The following is a 17397-nucleotide window of genomic DNA, read 5'->3' as shown; positions in this document are numbered from 1 at the left end:
GTCCGAAAGGGCGCTTTTTTTTATGCTTTAAATTTAAAAATATTTAAACAACAAAATAAGAGCTCAAGTTATTTATTGCACATTTATGCTGTTAAAAATAAATATTTGAATTGCACAATAAATCTCCTGTATTAAATACTTATAATATTTTTTATAAATACAAATTATAGTTTTTTAGTATCATAGAAAGTCTTAAACATGAAAACGATTAAAAATTGGTATTTTGATGAAGAAATTGCATTTTTATAAAGAATTTGAAATACAGAACAAAGGGTTATTTTCGTTAATCAGTCAAATCTGAAAAAATCTCTAAGATTTCAAAAATATTAAAAAATGAAAAAAATATCTCTTTAAATTTAGAAGCTTAATTTGTACAAAAATCGTAATACTGTGGTCGGATTTTAAAGCAAGTCATTGTTTAGCATGATGCTGCCATCACTTCTTATGTTGGTTAAGGACAAAGAAAATGCGTCGTCATAATTTATGGATAGCAATCATTGCTGCAACAGCGACTTTAGGAACAACAGCTGCTCAGGCTGATTTGATTGACGACAGTAATGTTCAGCTGAAATTACGTAATTTCTATTTAGATCGTCAAATTGATCAATCAGACAAAACTAAAACTCAGGACTTTGGTAGCTGGTCACAAGGTGTAACTTTAGACGCTAAATCGGGTTATGCAGATATCGGTCCGGTGAAGGTAGGCGTAGATGTACTGGTTCAACATGCAGTACGTTTAAGTGGTGATCGTGGTGATGATGATTACATTCTGCCATTTGAAAATGGTAAACAGGCACGTGACTTCGGTCGAGTAGGCGCTACGTTAAAAGCGAAAGTTTCTGAAACTGAACTGCGTGTTGGTGAAATTCTACCGGCTACACCAGTCGTGCACTTTGACCCGTCACGTCAACTGCTAACCACTTATAATGGTGTTTGGTTAGAATCTAAAGATATTGATAAAACTAAAATCACATTGGGTTATCTGGATAGTATTAATGCCCGTTATGAAAATCAGGCACATGATTTTAAATTATGGCCAAATGCTTTAAATACAGAAACCAAACAGCTTAAATCTGGTGATAGCGATGGTATGTATGTCGCAGGTATTGATTACCAAGCTACACCTGAGTTGGGCTTAAGCTACTTTTATGGTGATGTGACCAATATCTACCGTCAAAACTATCTTGGTGTGGCATACAATAAAAAGTTAGATGACAGCAACAAGATTGCGACTCATGTGCGTTATTTTGATAACCGCGAGTCAGGTGATGCCCTGTACGGAGATATCGATAGCCAAGCACTTTCATTAAAAGGTGCGTGGACACACGGTAATCATACTGTAGATGCTGGCTATCAACAGATGTTTGGTGAGCATGGAGATCAGGCTCCGTTTTTCCCAACTTTATCGGGTTGGGTTCCACAGCCTTATTTAGCCAACTGGTCTGTAGCAAGCTTTATCCGTCAGGATGAAAAATCTTGGAGCTTGGGCTATACCTATGACTTTAAGGATGTAGGTGCGCCGGGTCTGACTGCAACTGTACGTCATTATGATGGCTGGAATATCAAAAATGGTAATGGTACACGTGGCAAAGAAGACGAGAACAACCTGATCGTAAATTATGTGGTACCTGAAGGTAAGCTGAAAGGTTTAGGCTTCCAGTACATGTTTATCGATGTGGATTATCGCAATGTACCGGGTTTTGCGGATTTACAAGAACATCGTGTTGCAACAACCTATACCTATAAATTCTAAAATTTAGAATGCGAAAAAGGCGGGGCGTAAGCTCCGCTCTTTTTTGTTGTATTTTTGCTGTCTAAATCCTGAGTTTTTATAAGGTTTTATTTGTTAAATATTCATATAAAACAATAATTTAAATTATAAGTTTTTTATAGTATGCAATCGTAATTTTGTATCAGTTGACTCGCCCTGAGCGGTTAATATAAGGGCGTAAAAAGTTATTTTTTAATGAGTCAACTTGACGTCGACCTCTGAATAGATGGACACGCAAGCTAAAGACTGTACGAGGAATCAACATGAGTACTGTTCAAATCCCTGATTATAAAACAGATCCATTCTTTGGCTTAGAAGATAAATGGATTGAAACTGCAGAAGGTGAGTTGACTCACTACCACGAAGTGGGTGAGGGTACACCTATTCTATTCCTGCACGGTTCGGGTACTGGTGTATCTGCTGCTGCAAACTGGTGGTTAAACCTGCCTTCAATCGGTGAGCAAGCGCGTTGTATCGCGATTGATACCATTGGTTATGGTCAAACTGTTGTTGCACCTGGTACTGCTTACGGTATCCGTGCTTGGGTTGACCATGCAGTTCGTACGCTGGACGCACTGGGTATCGAGAAAACCTGGTTAGTCGGTAACTCACTGGGCGGCTGGTTAGCATTCCAGATGGCACTGGATTATCCTGAACGTGTTCTGGGTATTGTATCGATGGGTACTGGTGGTGCAAAACAGACTGCTGCACTGAAAGCACACGCAAACCCTGTTCTGACTGAAGAAGGCATCAAGAAAACTCTTTCTATGTTCGTGGTGAACAAAGACCTGATCACTGATGAGTTGGTAAAAGTACGTTTTGACTCTGCGAAAAACGACTATGCTTCTGACCGTCTGATGGACGTAGTTGGCGCACGTGACCGTGACCGTTTCGAATTCCCACTAGATTTCGAAAAAATGAAAGACATCACTGTGCCTGTACTGCTGATCCACGGTACTCAGGATGTGGTCATTCCGGTTTCTCGTACATGGGATATTCTGAACATTGTGCCAAATGCTGATGCGCACATTTTCAGTCAATGTGGCCACTGGTCTCAAGTTGAGAAAGCAGAAGAATTCAACACTGTGATCAAAGATTACCTGGCGGCTCGCGGTGTAAAATAAGTCGTATCTCGTCTAAAAAGGATGGCTTCGGTCATCCTTTTTTTTATATCTAAAAGATGTCATTCCGGAGTTAAAATGCGTACGATTTTCATTCAATCCTGATTTAGATTTAAACCTAATTTACACAATATTTTTGGCGTCTAAATCCTTTATTTCAGTCCAAAAAACCGTATTAGACTTAAGTTGTAAATGGTAGGGGGTATTTGGGTGATAATTGATCAATTTTGTCAGATTAATAGTTTTTTTTAATGCTGTGATTGCTGCGAGAAGCACGGCAGATACGAAATCCGAGCAAATATGTTTGATTAAAAAATATTCAATTGAATCGTGAAAAATAAAAAAACGCGCTTTTGAATGGTTCAGAAAGCGCGCTGATCTTCGCCTAAAGGCTTAGGCCTGTTCGTTGCGGTTAATATCTAGATAGAACACACGTGTCAGTAATTCAAGGAATTTTTGTACGCCGACAGACTTGCTGTCTTTGCGGTAACTGACATAAAGGTCCAGATAAGGCAGCTCTACATCCAAAGGTCGAATAACGGTGTTATTCATGGTCAGTGGTGCGATATAGCCTGGCAGGATGGTACAACCCAAACCAATGCCGATCGAGTTGATGTTAAACAGAATATTGTCTGCTTTTTGCACAATATTGAATTCGATACCATGGGCTTTGGCAAAGTCGAGGATGGCATTGTGCAGGGTCAGCGACTGTTCTGCAGAAGGAATAATAAAATCAATGCCATTCAGTGCTTTTACCGGAATACGGTCATATTTCGCCAACGGATGATCTTTTGGAAGGATGAAAATCAGCGGTTCACGCAGCACGAACTGGCTTTCAATCTCGTCGCTATTGAAGTTATGACGGGTAAAAGTCAGATCCAGCTCACCTTTTTTCAATAATTTCATCTGCTCAGTGTTGTTTAAGCTGAGCAGCTCAATTTTCAGATCCGGATTCTGGACACGCAGATTTGGCAGCACATAAGGGAAAATCTTCATTTCTGCCACAGGTACAAAGCCGATCCGCAGCATCTGCTGCTTGGCCTGAGAGACCTGACGGGCCATGGCAATGGCTTTGTCTGCCTGTGCCAGAGTTAGGCGTGCCTGCTCAAGGAAAACGGCACCTTCTTCGGTGAGTTCAACTTTACGTTTGGTGCGGTGCAGCAGTTTTACACCGACATCTTCTTCCAAATCCTTGATTTGCTGACTGAGAGAAGGTTGTGCCGTGTAAAGTTTGAGAGCCGCCTTACTGAAGTTCAATTCTTCAGCAACGGTAATAAAGTAACGAAGATGTCGTAATTCCATATAACTAGCCCGCCGAGTAATCCAAAAAATGTATTACTATAATTTTCTTGCAGTATAGTCTATAAACAACTATATGGTGAAGATTATTTTGATATTCAGAAAGTAAATGTATGTGTCGTGAAAAAAGTGCTTAAATAGAAAATAGTGCAGCCCAAATAATTGATGAAATCTATTAGTTAAAACAAAAAAAATATTTCCTCAAATCCCCTCAAAAATCCATCATCGTTGAAAAGTTGAGTCTATTACTTTGTGCCACGATTGGTCACAGGAGAGCTTTTCATGAGTGGAAAAATTGATGTGCGCGAAATCGACGCTTTGGTCGATGCACAAAATGGACGTATCACGCCATCTATCTATACAGATCCTGACATTTACGAATTAGAACTTGAACGTGTCTTCGGTCGTACATGGTTATTCCTTTGCCATGAAAGCCAAATTCCTAAGGCCGGTGACTTCTTCAACACCTACATGGGTGAAGATCCAATCATCGTGGCTCGTCAAAAAGACGGCTCAATCAAAGCATTCTTAAACCAATGCCGTCACCGTTCTATGCGTGTAAGCTTCGCTGACTGTGGTAATACCCGTGCATTCACTTGCCCATACCACGGCTGGTCATACGGTATTGACGGTTCTCTGAAAGACATTCCGCTTGAAGATCGTGCTTACCCACATGGTGCATGTAAAGAGCAATGGGGTCTGGTAGAAGTTAACCGTGTTAAATCTTACAAAGGCCTGGTATTCGGATGCTGGGATGAAACAACTCCAGATCTAGAAGAATACATGGGCGATATCGCTTGGTACCTGGACGGTGTTCTTGATCGTCGTCCTGGCGGTACAGTGATCGTTGGTGGTGTACACAAATGGGAAATCGACTGTAACTGGAAATTCGCAGCTGAACAGTTCGCATCTGACCAATACCACGCACTGTTCTCTCACGCATCTGCGATTCAGGTGCTGGGTGCAAAACCAGACGACGAATCATCTAAGAAATTAGGCGCTGCACAAACTGCTCGTCCAGTTTGGGAAACTGCCAAAGACGCGATCCAATACGGTTCACGCGGTCATGGTTCAGGCTTCTTCTTCACAGAAAAACCAGATGCTAACGTTTGGGTAGATGGCGAAGTTGCAAACTACTTCCGTGAAACTTATGAAGAAGTGAAAGAACGTCTGGGTGAAATTCGTGCACTGCGTCTAGCTGGTCACAACACCATGTTCCCGACACTGTCTTGGTTGAACGGTACTGCGACTCTTCGTGTATGGCACCCACGTGGTCCTAACAAAACTGAAGTTTGGGCATTTTGTATCTGTGATGCGGACGCACCAGAAGACGTTCAAGCAGCATTTGAACGTTCTGCAACACGTGCTTTCGGTCCTGCTGGTTTCCTGGAGCAAGATGACTCTGAGAACTGGATCGAAATCCAAAAAGTATTACGTGGTTACAAAGCTCGCCAAAACCGTTTGATCATGGAAATGGGTAAAGGCAACGAGAAAGTACGTGAAGATGGTATCCCTGGTATCACCAACTACATTTTCTCTGAGACTGCAGCACGTGGTATGTACCGCCGTTGGGCAGACCTGCTGATTCATGAAAAATGGGAAGACGTTGAAAAAGCGGCTGACGAATATGAGAAGGAGCTTATGAAATGAGTCAAATCAGCTTAGAACTTCATCACCAAATTAGTCAGTTCCTGTATCAAGAAGCCAAGCTTCTTGATGACTGGAAATTCCGTGAATGGTTAGACACGCTGGCTGAAGATATTTCTTACACCCTGCGTACTACACCAAACGCTCAAACCCGTGACCGTCGTCGTTCAGTTGAACCACCTACAACTTGGGTATTCAACGATACGAAAGATCTTTTGGAACGTCGTGTTGCACGTCTGGAAACTGGTATGGCTTGGGCTGAAGAGCCTCCATCACGTACTACTCACATGGTGAGCAACGTGATTGTTGAGCCAACTGAAGTGGAAGGCGAATACGATGTGTACGTGACATATCTTCTGTACCGTACTCAAAAAGAGAAAGACGTTACGATTTACTGTGGTAAACGTCATGACAAGATCCGCAAAGTTGAAGGCGGTCTGGGCTTCCAGATCTTCAACCGTAAGATCACCCTTGACCAAGTTACCTATAACTCACATAACCTGAGTGTGTTCTTCTAATGAATAAGATTTTTGTTTGCCAAGTTGACGAATTGGACGAAGGCGAAGCGTTGAAAGTGGACTGCGGTGTAAACGGTATCGATGCACTGGCAGTATTCAACAACGGTGGTGAATTCTTTGCAATGAACGACCGCTGCTCACACGGTAATGCTTCTATGTCTGAAGGCTACCTGGAAGACGATGGTACAGTGGAATGCCCACTTCATTCGGCTCGCTTCTGCTTGAAAACCGGTCAGGCACTTTGCTTACCAGCAACTGACCCAATTCAAACATTCCCAGTTGTAGTTGAAGACGGCGCATTATATGTAGAGATGGCAGGAGAGTAATCATGGGTTGGCTACAAGGCGAAGTTGCACTGATCACAGGTGGTGGTTCAGGTCTCGGTTGGGCACTGGTAGAACGTTTCCTGGAAGAGGGTGCACAAGTGGCCGTTCTTCAGCGTTCACAGTCTAAAGTCGATGCACTGAAAGCACATTTCGGTGACCGCGTGCTTGCGATTGCCGGTGATGTGGCCAACTATGAAGACAACGTCCGTGCTGTCCAAGCTACTGTAGAGCGTTACGGTAAACTCGACTGTTTCGTAGGTAATGCCGGTATCTGGGATCACTATGCAGATATCGTCAATACTTCTGGTGAGCAGCTGGAAAAAGCCTTTGATGAGATTATGGGCATCAATACCAAATCTCTGATCCTAGGCGCGAAAGCTGCACTGGATGCATTGATCGCTTCTGAAGGTTCTATCATATTTACTTTGTCTAATTCGGCACTGTACTCCGCTGGCGGAGGCCCTGTATACACTGCATCTAAGCATGCGGGTGTGGGCATTATGAAAGAATTGGCCTACGAGCTTGCGCCTAAAGTACGAGTGAATGCGGTTGCTCCGTCAGGTATGAATGTGAATATCAAAGGTGCTGCGTCACTGGGCCAGGAAAATCTTGGCCTGCTGGATGCACGTGATCCTGAGAAAATCGCACGTGGCATGCCACTGAACTTCTTACCTGAACCTGAAGACATGACTGGTTCCTACGTGCTCTTGGCATCTCGTCAAAATAACCGTCCGCTGACTGGCGTTCTGATCAATGCAGAATGTGGTCTGGGAATTCGTGGTTTACGTCAACCACGTGCAGGTTTCTTTGACGAATAAAAATCTAGTCTGAAATGGACTTTTCGGCAGCCTGTTCTTGGCTGCCTTCCTTTTAAGGAGTCTCTCATGGCCGTTAAACTCATTTGTGCTTCGCACAGTCCTTTAATGGAATTTGCTTCACCACAGGAAAAGCGTAAAGAACAAGTTGTTCGTGACGCCTTTGCCAAACTGGCGGCTGAAGTAAAAGCTTACGACCCAACCCTGATCATTACTTTTGGTCCTGACCATTTCAATGGCTTCTTCTATGACCTGATGCCAAGCTTCTGTGTGGGAATCCGCGCCAAAGCTGCAGGGGACTGGGACTACGGTAAAGACAATGACCACATTGATGTACCAGAAGACAAAGCACTGGCTTTGGTTCGCCGTGTACTCGATGAAGGTGTGGACGTTGCATATTCTTATCGCATGCAAGCCGACCATGGTGTGACTCAGCCATTGCACTTCCTGTGCGACGGCAAACTTGATCGTTATCCAACGATCCCAGTTTTCATTAATGGTGCTGCAGCACCAATGCCGACCACCAAGCGTACCATCGCTTTAGGTCGTGCTGTAGGCCAGTTCATTAAATCTCTGAACCTTGAAAATGAGCGTGTACTTGTCCTGGGTACAGGCGGTCTTTCTCATGATCCACCAACACCACAAATGGGTTCTGTACCACCAGAAGTGGAAGAATTCCTGATTGCGGGTCGTAACCCGACTTCTGAAGCACGTAACGCGCGTCAGTCCAAAATCATCGCAGTGGGCCAAAAACTGGCAGCAGGGGATACTTCTGTTGCAGTACCACTAAACCGTGACTGGGATATCGCATTGCTTGAAAAATTCAAGAATGCCGATTTCGCTGCACTGGAAGCGATGACTGAGGCTGAAATTCGCCGTGACGGTGGTCGTGGTGGTCAGGAAGTTCGTTCGTGGATGGCTGCTTTTGCTGCTTTAAGCGAAATGGGCGAATACGAAATGACAACGCACTGTTATGAAGATATCAGTGAATGGATTGCGGGCTTCGGCATCGTATCTGCAGAGTTAAAAGGTTAATTTCAAATGAGCAACATCGAAACCATCGTAATTGTAGGTGCTGGCCAGGCAGGTGCAAGCGCGATTTTAGAACTTCGTGGCAACAAGTATGAAGGCAAGATCATCCTGATTGGTGATGAAAAACATCTGCCTTATGAACGTCCACCACTGTCAAAAGACGTGATTCTAAAACCTGAAGAAACCAAGATTGAAATCCTGTCAGAAGAAAAACTGGCGGAACTTGGTGTGGAAACCATCCGTGGCAATGGCGTGAAAAAAATCAACGCCGAAGCACATACGGTTGAACTTCAAAATGGTGACGTTGTTGCTTATGACAAGCTGTTGCTTGCCACAGGTGGTGCAGCACGTCGTCTGCCAAACTTCGATGCGCTGGGCAAACACGTTTACACCCTGCGTAACCTGGAAGATTCACAAGCGCTGGTGCCAGTACTGCAACCAGGTCAACGTATCATCTTAATCGGTGGTGGCGTGATTGGTCTTGAGCTGGCTTCATCTGCACGTTACAAAGAATGTGAAGTGACTGTGATCGAAATGGGTCCGATGGTCATGGGTCGTTGTTCTCCACGTGTTCTAAGCGAGTTCCTGTTGGAACAGCAACGTTTGGCAGGCATTGATATCCGCCTGAGCACCAAAATTGCGGGTTGTGCGCTGGACGGTGAAGAAGTTGTGGTGACTCTTGAGGGTGGCGAAGAGCTGCGTGGCGATGCGGTGATTTACGGTATCGGTATCGTGCCAAATGCGCAACTAGCGGTAGAAGCTGGTCTGGATGTGGATTTCGCGATTAAAGTGAACGAAAACTGCCAGACTTCAAATGCAGACATCTATGCGGCTGGTGACGTAGCAACTCAGCTTCGCGCAGATGGTGAATTCCGTCGTGTTGAAACTTGGGAAAATGCCAACCTGCAAGCAGGTATCTTTGCGCGTCACGTGATGGGCGTTGAGCATCCGACACCTAACCCAGCATGGTTCTGGACAGATCAGCTCGACATCAACTACCAGTTCGTAGGTGATATGGCTGCTGCTGAATGGCAGGTTCGTGGTGAAATCAATCCGGAATTGCGTGCTGAATCATCATTTGTGCTGTTCGGTGTAACTGATGGCGTGATCGTTGGCGGTATTACCGTAAATGCTGCCAAAGAAATGCGTCACCTGAAAAAACTGATCAGCAAGCAAGCAGCTTTTGAAGCAGATAAATATTTAGATCTTAGCCAGGATCTTCGTAAACTTGTGAAATAATCTCAGTTTACAAAAGGGCAGACCTTAGGCAACTTGGGTCTGCTTTTTTATGTCTGTTAGATTGTGCTGTCATGACCTCACATTCCATTGGGATTTGAAATGGCTTTGTGTCGGTTTGGCTTACTTTTCAAAGATGAAAAGTAACAAAAATCTTTTGCTAAACTGAGGATATATCCCTATATCCCAGTTTAGCGGCGGCATCCTTGCCGCCATCAGTATTGTTGATTGTGGATTTGAGCGAGAAGTCAGTTCAATTCTTTCTGATTAAAATTTAATTGAGTCCTTTATGAATTCAAATTCATCTCCCATGCTGGTGACGGCAAGTATTTATGCCTTGCTGGTGCTGATCTGGGCGGCAACGCCACTGGCGATTGTCTGGAGTATTGCCGAAGTGCATCCAATGTGGGTGCTGATCATCCGTTACTTCGGTGCTTCGGTGCTGGCACTGGCGATTCTTATTGCGATGCGCAATCCTTTGCCTTTTGACCGCACTTCCATGAAGAGTTATGTGGCCGGGAGTTTGAACCTGATCGGTGCGCAGCTATTCATCTATCTGGCGGCGAACTATTTAACCTCAGGCTTAATGGCGCTAATCTTTGGTTTCTCACCGCTGGTTGCCGGTCTGATTGGGCACGTCATTCTGAAAACCAACCGTTTGATCTGGCTACAATGGGTGGGTATGTTTGTAGCAGTCGCAGGTTTGAGCTTTGTATTTGCCGACTCAGCCGAAAGTAAAATTAATCCATGGGGCGTGGTGCTGATGTTTATCAGCATGGTGTCCTATATCAGCTCAATCTTCTGGGTGAAAAAGATCAATGCGCCCTTGAAACCGATGTCACAAGCAACGGGTTCTTTGATCGTTTCTTCATTGGGATCTTTGTTGATCATTCCATTTATCTGGCAATCCTTCCCAACCCAAATGCCAAGTATGCAGGCGCTATTTGGTTTTGGCTTTACCATGATCCTGTCTTCTATCGTAGCGATGCTGTGCTATTTCTGGCTGATTCGCCGTCTGGCGGCTTCGACAGTGTCTTTAAGTAATGTAATGACTCCAATCATTGCCCTGATTCTTGGTGCAACCTTGAATAATGAAATCATCAGCAGTCATGCCTTTGCCGGTATTGCCGTGGTGATGTTAGGGATTGTGATGTACTTTTGGAAAGAATGGCGCGAACAGTATTTTTCTAAAGTTTAAGTAGTACCGAATCATTGAACTTATCTCTAAAAGGAAGCTACGGCTTCCTTTTTATTTTTTTAGTCTCAGATGCAGAATCGGGTAAGGATTGCCCACGCTATCCGTTTCGGAACGGCTGACCACTTTGAAACCATGTTTCAGATAAAAAGTCACAGCATTAGGATTCTGTTCATTGACATCGACTTCGGTCACGCCCAGCTCAAGCGCATGTTGCAATAACTGACTGCCAATGCCTTGCCGGAATGCAGCGGGAGAGATAAACAGCATTTCTAATTTATGGCCGGCAATGCCTATAAAACCCAGAATCTGCTGCTGATGTTCCACATGAAACAGTTGCACCTGATCAAAATAGCCAAACTCGATGATCTGCTGGCGAATCTGCAGGATCTGTTCTTCCGTTAGGAAATGATGGGTCGCACGCACAGACTGTTCCCACAGTTCGAGCAGGGCAGCATGCTGGTCAGCAGAAGTTGAAACAATTTCAGGCATGAGGATTCCGATTAAAAATGAGAACAACAAAACAATAAACAATTTATGCCAGCAGTTTATTAAGATGCAAAGAGATAAAATGAAAAATCAAATAGATCATCTATTTGGGAACAAAAAAATTAGGACAAATCTGAATGTCGTCTGAATCCAATAAAATCGTGGTCTATGCTGCACTAGCTGGGAATTTGGCGATTGCTCTGGTCAAGTTTATTGCAGCTTATATCACCAACAGTTCTGCCATGCTTAGTGAGGCGATTCACTCAGTGGTGGATACGCTAAATGAAATCCTGCTGCTCTATGGCATGAAAAAAGCTGATCAACGACCGGATGCCAAACATCCTTTTGGTTATGGACGTGAGCTGTATTTCTGGGCCTTTATTGTGGCTTTGATGGTATTTGCTCTGGGTGCCATTGTCTCAATTTATCAGGGTATCCTGCATATTCTTCATCCTGAAGAAATGCAGGACCCGATGATCAACTATATCGTGCTTGGTATTGCGATCCTGTGTGAAGGATTTTCCTGGACTGTGGCCTTAAAAACCTTCCGCAAAATGAAAGGGAAAATGGGGTATTTTGAGGCCTTCCGCCGCAGTAAGGATCCCACCACCTTTACCGTATTATTTGAAGACACTGCGGCTTTAATCGGTCTGATGATTGCTCTGGTCGGTATTTTCCTGGCGCATCAGCTGAATATTCCAGAGCTGGATGGTGCAGCTTCGATTCTGATTGGGGTAGTGCTGGCGGTGTCGGCATGGCTATTGGCACGTGAAACCAAAGGCCTGCTCCTTGGTGAAACTGCTGACCCGAAACTGCGGGAAAATGTACTGCTGATTGCCCAGGAAGATATCGCGGTATTTAGTGCCAATGGGGTGCTGACTGAACAGATCGGGGCACATCAGGTGATTGCCTCTTTAAGTCTGGAGTTTATGGATAATCTGACTTCAGATGAAATTGAAGCCTGTGTCAACCGGATCGAAGCGCAGATCAAGCAGATTCATCCAGAAATTATTACTCTGTTTGTCAAACCGCAAACCCAGAAAGTCTGGCTGGAACGAACCCATGGGCGGGTATAAAGGAAGGGAATTCTTAGTCATCTGCTGATCTCATCCGAACATTTTTAAATAGGCGCTGCAGCGTCTATTTTTATGCTCACCTATCAATCACAACGATCTGGATTAAATTTATTTACTAAAATCGATAATCAAATAGATTTTGTTAACATTTGCTAGCTTCGTATTACGACTGTAAATCTGTGTTGAATGAAATCCTGATCTAGAACTTTAGTCGAATGTTATTTGCCTCTGTCAAAACAAGCGGATTCTCGCGAAACTGCATGTTCTCTGCTATTTCCCCGAAAATACAGCCGAAAATACATAACTAATGAATTTACAGGCAATTAGATAGAAGAATTCGATTGTTTCCATTCGTAAAACTCGTTTGGGCAGTCCTCAAAAACGGGTTATGTTGAATCACATAAGCGGTTTAAACGGTTCAGATCAAACAGACTTTTTGAAGTCTAGGAGCTACAAAATGACACAAGATTCGCAAGTATCCGGCTGCCCATTTCACCAAAAGCAAAGAGCAGAAGGGGCACTCACCAACGCAGCCAGCAGTAAAAATACCGACTGGTGGCCAAATGCGCTTAACTTGGACATCCTTTCCCAACACGATTCTAAAACCAATCCATTCGATCCTAACTTTAACTATAAAGAAGCTTTTAAATCTCTCGACCTTGAAGCGGTCAAACAGGACCTGCGTGAATTGATCAACAGCAGCCAGGACTGGTGGCCATCTGATTATGGTAGCTATATTGGCATGTTCGTGCGTACAGCATGGCACTTGGCAGGTTCTTACCGTAAGCAGGACGGTCGTGGTGGTGCCAATACCGGTAACCAACGTTTTGCACCATTGAACAGCTGGCCTGATAACGTCAACACGGACAAGGGCCGCCGTCTGTTATGGCCGATCAAGAAAAAATACGGCAACAAGATTTCCTGGGGTGACCTGATCATCCTGGCAGGTACTGTCGCTTATGAAGAAGCTGGCCTGAAAACCTTCGGTTTTGGCGGTGGCCGTGAAGATATCTGGCACCCGGAAAAAGATGTGTACTGGGGTGATGAACGTGAATGGCTAGCGCCGACCAAAAACCGTTATGGCAGCGATGAAGACCGCTCGACGCTGTCTAATCCACTCGCTGCAGTGCAAATGGGTCTGATCTACGTCAATCCAGAAGGTGTAGATGGTGTTCAGGATCCATTACGTACTGCTCAGGACATGCGTGTCACGTTTGACCGTATGGGTATGAATGACGAAGAAACTGTTGCTTTGACTGCTGGTGGTCACACCGTTGGTAAGGCACACGGTAATGGTAAAGCGGAATTGCTCGGTGCTGACGTTGAAAGTGCTGATGTTGAATTCCAGGGCTTAGGCTGGCATAACCCTGAAGGTACTGGTAATGGTGCAAATACCATGGTCAGTGGTCTGGAAGGGGCCTGGACAACGCATCCAACCAAATGGGATAACGAATTCTTCTACCTGTTATTTACCTATGACTGGGAAAAAACAGTCAGCCCAGCGGGGGGTAAACAATGGGAACCAGTCAACATCAAGGAAGAAGACAAACCAGTTGATGCGCACAACCCGAATGTACGTCGTAATCCAATGATGACAGATGCCGACATGGCACTGAAAGTCGATCCGGAATACCGTAAGATTGCTGAACGTTTCTGGCGTGATCCAGAATACTTCTCTGAAGTGTTCGCACGTGCATGGTTCAAGCTGACGCATCGTGACATGGGACCTAAATCCCGTTACCTCGGTCCAGACGTACCGGCTGAAGACCTGATCTGGCAAGATCCAATTTCTAAAGTGGATTACACCCTGTCAGAAACTGAAATTGAAGAGCTGAAAGCGAAATTGTTGAACAGTGGTTTAGCGCCAGTTGAACTGATCAATACCGCTTGGGACAGCGCACGTACTTTCCGTAGTTCAGACTACCGTGGTGGTGCTAACGGTGCCCGTATCCGTTTGACTCCGCAACGTGAATGGATCGGTAACGAACCTGAACGTCTGAACAAAGTCTTGAGCAAACTTGAAGAAATTCAGGCTGGTCTTGAGAAGAAAGTCAGCATTGCCGACCTGATCGTTTTGGGTGGTGCTGCAGCAGTGGAACAAGCAGCTAAAGCCGCAGGTGTGGACATCAAGGTTCCATTTACCCCAGGCCGCGGTGATGCTACTCAGGAACAGACGGATGTTTACTCATTTGAAGACCTGTTACCGAAATACGATGGTTTCCGTAACTGGGTCAAAGACGAGTATGCAGTTAAACCTGAAGAGTTGTTACTGGATCGCGCACAACTGTTAGGTCTGACTGCACCTGAAATGACAGCGCTGATCGGTGGTATGCGTGTACTGGGTACTAATTATGCTGGCGCACCAGAAGGCGTATTCACAGACAACGTCGGCGTTCTGTCTAATGACTTCTTCGTGAACCTGACTGACATGAACTTCAAGTGGAATCCAGTTGGCGAAAACAAATATGAAATTGTTGAACGTCGTACTGGCGAGAAGAAATGGACAGCAACTCGTGTAGACTTGGTGTTCGGGTCTAACTCGATTCTTCGTGCTTATGCAGAAGTCTATGCACAGGATGACAATAAAGAAAAATTTGTACGTGACTTTGTTAAAGCATGGACCAAAGTGATGGATGCAGACCGTTTTGATGTGAAGTAATCATTTCGACACACTGAAAAGAAAAACCGGCTTTAAGGCCGGTTTTTTATTGCCTTAAATTTGGAAAATGATTTGGTAATGAAATACCCAGTCACGGAATAGGGGTGGATTTACTGAAATCAAAAATTCTATGCCTTTCTTTTTCTTTATACTGATTCAAAAATCGCAAAATAAAAATGAATATTAAGGAAGCAAAGATGAACACATGGACGACCCATCAGATCAGCAACCAGTTTGATGAAAAGCAGAATTACAACCTGTTTGCCACTGACACTATTTTGCAGGAAATCCTGCAGCGCTATGGCAGTTCAGATCAGGCTATTTTGACTGAAATGGGGCAGGTGGTGGGTTCATCGCAATATTATACATATGCCGATCTGGCAAACCGGCATACCCCGATCCTCCATGCCTTTGATGCCCGAGGACGCCGTCGGGATTATCTTGAATTTCATCCAGCCTGGCATCAGTGGATGCGTCTAAACCGCCAGTTTGATGCACATGCCCATCCATTTAACCATCTGGAATCGACTTCCAAATGGGTCGACTGGGCAGCACGTTTTTACCTGAGCGGGCAGGTGGAATGTGGCAGCCTGTGCCCAACCTCAATGACCCTTGGCAGTATTCCCTTAATCCAGCGTGAACCTGAACTCTGGGCCAAGATCGGAGATAAACTGCTTTCCACTGAATATGACGAACGTGACCTGCCCATCAGTCAGAAAAAGTCGATCTGGCTGGGTATGGGCATGACTGAAAAGCAGGGTGGTTCTGATGTCCGTGCCAATGAAACCTTTGCTGTACCGATTGGCGAATCAGGCCGCGGACAGGCTTATCTGCTTACCGGACATAAATGGTTCTTCTCCGCCCCGATGTGTGATGCGCATCTGGTGGTGGCAAAAACTGAACAGGATGGACTGGCCTGTTTCTTTGTACCACGCTGGCGTGAAGATGGCAGCAAGAACGCGATTCATGTACAGCGACTCAAAGACAAGGTCGGTAACCGCAGCAATTCCAGCTCTGAAGTCGAATTCCATGAAGCTTGGGGCATCATGATCGGCGAAGCCGGGAGGGGCATTCCGACCATTATTGAAATGGCAAATTACACCCGCCTGACCTGCTCAGTCGGCAGTACTGCGATGTTGCGTCAGGCACTGGTGCAATGTCTGGCCTATACCCGCCAGCGTAAAGCCTTTGGCAAGCATCTGGCTGAACAGCCTTTAATGCAGGCGGTATTGGTTGATCTGGCACTGGAAGCTGAAGCCGCAATGCAACTCAGTTTTCATTTAGCGCATTGCTATGAAAATGACGACGCTCTGTCCCTGGCCTGGAAACGCATCATGACCCCGGCTTCCAAGTTCTGGATCTGTAAGCGCGCTGTCGAGTTGACTGGAGAAACCATGGAAGTCTTTGGTGGCAATGGTTATGTGGATAATGGCATCATGGCGCGGATCTTCCGTGAGGCACCGGTGAATACCATCTGGGAAGGTTCAGGCAATGTCATGTGTCTGGATGTCATACGTGCGATTGGTCGTGAACCGGAATCGATTGAAGTGCTGTTCCAGGATCTAGCAGCCACTGCTATGCAGGATGAAACACTTAAAGAAGAACTACAAGAACTGTTTAAACTGTTTCAGCAATCAGCGGATAATTTGCAGTTTATCGGACGCAGTCTGGTTAGTCGTTTAACTGTTTTAGCTCAAGGTGTATTGTTGAAACGTAATGCGCCTGAGTTTATTTCAAATGCTTTTATCCAGACTCGTTATAGTGAGTTTCATGGCCGGGTGGTGGGTATGATCAGTCCTAAACAGGTGGATATTGAGCGAATCCTGGAACGGGCATTAGCAAAAAACCAATAACCATTTCAATTTAGATTAGAGAAGGGAAGAGCAGCTTGAATTTATAGGCAGCACTCCCTTTTCTTATCTCTTAAAACAAATATTCAAAAGCCGCTTGAAATTCACCCTAAACAGTACAATATATGCACAGCATCCTTCCGATGCTGATCAACTTGAAAAGGTAGGAATATGGCAAAGAAAAAGCAGCTGCAAGAGGTTGTGCCCCATAACTTTGTGGCCAAACACATGCATGAGGTCAACAGAAGCCAAGTTTTTATAGACCGCAAGAAAGATGCCAAACGCGGTTACAGCAAACACAAGAAAGGGAGATACTCAAGTGATTATCTCCCTTTTTGTTTATGTCTATTTTGCTAAGTTTTT

15 protein-coding genes are annotated in these 17397 nt (G+C 44.8%); 13 read left to right on the top strand and 2 right to left on the bottom strand.

The window, feature by feature from the left end; all coding sequences use genetic code 11:
• Positions 1–466: 466 nt before the first annotated feature.
• Both GW12_RS02285 and GW12_RS02280 read left to right on the top strand, forming a co-directional pair.
• Positions 467–1753 (top strand): OprD family outer membrane porin, encoded by a 1287-nt coding sequence (locus tag GW12_RS02285; RefSeq protein WP_034582870.1) that lies wholly within the window; start codon positions 467–469, stop codon positions 1751–1753.
• A gap of 281 nt (positions 1754–2034) precedes the next feature.
• Complete coding sequence (locus GW12_RS02280; protein ID WP_034582868.1) at positions 2035–2895, top strand: alpha/beta fold hydrolase; 861 nt, start codon at positions 2035–2037, stop codon at positions 2893–2895.
• Between the two features lie 390 nt (positions 2896–3285).
• Here GW12_RS02280 and hcaR read toward each other — a convergent pair whose 3' ends face one another.
• Positions 3286–4194, bottom strand: a complete 909-nt coding sequence (hcaR, locus tag GW12_RS02275) for a DNA-binding transcriptional regulator HcaR (protein ID WP_034582866.1) — start codon at positions 4192–4194, stop codon at positions 3286–3288.
• Positions 4195–4473: 279 nt separating this feature from the next.
• Between hcaR and hcaE the strand changes: the two genes are divergently transcribed.
• The 7 genes from hcaE to GW12_RS02240 all read left to right on the top strand — a co-directional run bounded on the left by hcaE (position 4474) and on the right by GW12_RS02240 (position 10963).
• On the top strand, positions 4474–5841 hold the full coding sequence (gene hcaE / locus GW12_RS02270) for a 3-phenylpropionate/cinnamic acid dioxygenase subunit alpha (RefSeq protein WP_034582864.1): 1368 nt from the start codon (positions 4474–4476) through the stop codon (positions 5839–5841).
• Entirely contained in the window at positions 5838–6356 is a 519-nt protein-coding gene (gene hcaF, locus GW12_RS02265; RefSeq protein ID WP_004781816.1) for a 3-phenylpropionate/cinnamic acid dioxygenase subunit beta, read from the top strand. The genes hcaE and hcaF overlap by 4 nt, the downstream gene beginning before the upstream one ends.
• Positions 6356–6682: a 3-phenylpropionate/cinnamic acid dioxygenase ferredoxin subunit gene (gene hcaC, locus GW12_RS02260; protein WP_034582862.1), complete on the top strand. Its 327-nt coding sequence runs from the start codon at positions 6356–6358 to the stop codon at positions 6680–6682. The genes hcaF and hcaC overlap by 1 nt, the downstream gene beginning before the upstream one ends.
• A 2-nt stretch (positions 6683–6684) precedes the next feature.
• Entirely contained in the window at positions 6685–7500 is an 816-nt protein-coding gene (hcaB, locus tag GW12_RS02255) for a 3-phenylpropionate-dihydrodiol/cinnamic acid-dihydrodiol dehydrogenase (RefSeq protein ID WP_034582859.1), read from the top strand.
• Positions 7501–7566: 66 nt separating this feature from the next.
• Complete coding sequence (locus GW12_RS02250; RefSeq protein WP_034582855.1) at positions 7567–8532, top strand: 3-carboxyethylcatechol 2,3-dioxygenase; 966 nt, start codon at positions 7567–7569, stop codon at positions 8530–8532.
• A gap of 6 nt (positions 8533–8538) precedes the next feature.
• Positions 8539–9768 (top strand): 3-phenylpropionate/cinnamic acid dioxygenase ferredoxin--NAD(+) reductase subunit, encoded by a 1230-nt coding sequence (hcaD, locus tag GW12_RS02245; RefSeq protein ID WP_034582851.1) that lies wholly within the window; start codon positions 8539–8541, stop codon positions 9766–9768.
• A 286-nt stretch (positions 9769–10054) separates the two neighbouring features.
• Positions 10055–10963 (top strand): DMT family transporter, encoded by a 909-nt coding sequence (locus GW12_RS02240; RefSeq protein ID WP_034582849.1) that lies wholly within the window; start codon positions 10055–10057, stop codon positions 10961–10963.
• Between the two features lie 51 nt (positions 10964–11014).
• Here the strand turns inward: GW12_RS02240 and GW12_RS02235 are convergent, their stop codons facing one another.
• Positions 11015–11452: a GNAT family N-acetyltransferase gene (locus GW12_RS02235; protein WP_034582846.1), complete on the bottom strand. Its 438-nt coding sequence runs from the start codon at positions 11450–11452 to the stop codon at positions 11015–11017.
• Between the two features lie 134 nt (positions 11453–11586).
• Between GW12_RS02235 and GW12_RS02230 the strand changes: the two genes are divergently transcribed.
• The 4 genes from GW12_RS02230 to GW12_RS15930 all read left to right on the top strand — a co-directional run bounded on the left by GW12_RS02230 (position 11587) and on the right by GW12_RS15930 (position 17391).
• Positions 11587–12525: a cation diffusion facilitator family transporter gene (locus GW12_RS02230; protein WP_034582843.1), complete on the top strand. Its 939-nt coding sequence runs from the start codon at positions 11587–11589 to the stop codon at positions 12523–12525.
• 457 nt (positions 12526–12982) lie between these two features.
• Positions 12983–15184 (top strand): catalase/peroxidase HPI, encoded by a 2202-nt coding sequence (gene katG, locus GW12_RS02225; RefSeq protein ID WP_034582840.1) that lies wholly within the window; start codon positions 12983–12985, stop codon positions 15182–15184.
• A gap of 197 nt (positions 15185–15381) precedes the next feature.
• Positions 15382–17037, top strand: coding sequence for an acyl-CoA dehydrogenase family protein (locus GW12_RS02220; RefSeq protein WP_034582839.1), 1656 nt, complete (start codon positions 15382–15384; stop codon positions 17035–17037).
• 168 nt (positions 17038–17205) lie between these two features.
• The gene (locus tag GW12_RS15930; RefSeq protein ID WP_034582837.1) at positions 17206–17391 is read left to right on the top strand and encodes a hypothetical protein; all 186 of its coding nucleotides are present in this window, start codon (positions 17206–17208) and stop codon (positions 17389–17391) included.
• Positions 17392–17397: the final 6 nt, after the last annotated feature.

This window comes from Acinetobacter sp. HR7, from assembly GCF_000773685.1.
GTDB classification, from domain to species: domain Bacteria; phylum Pseudomonadota; class Gammaproteobacteria; order Pseudomonadales; family Moraxellaceae; genus Acinetobacter; species Acinetobacter thermotolerans.
Note: the sequence above shows the minus strand (reverse complement) of the source record. Positions and strands in the feature narration are given on the sequence as shown.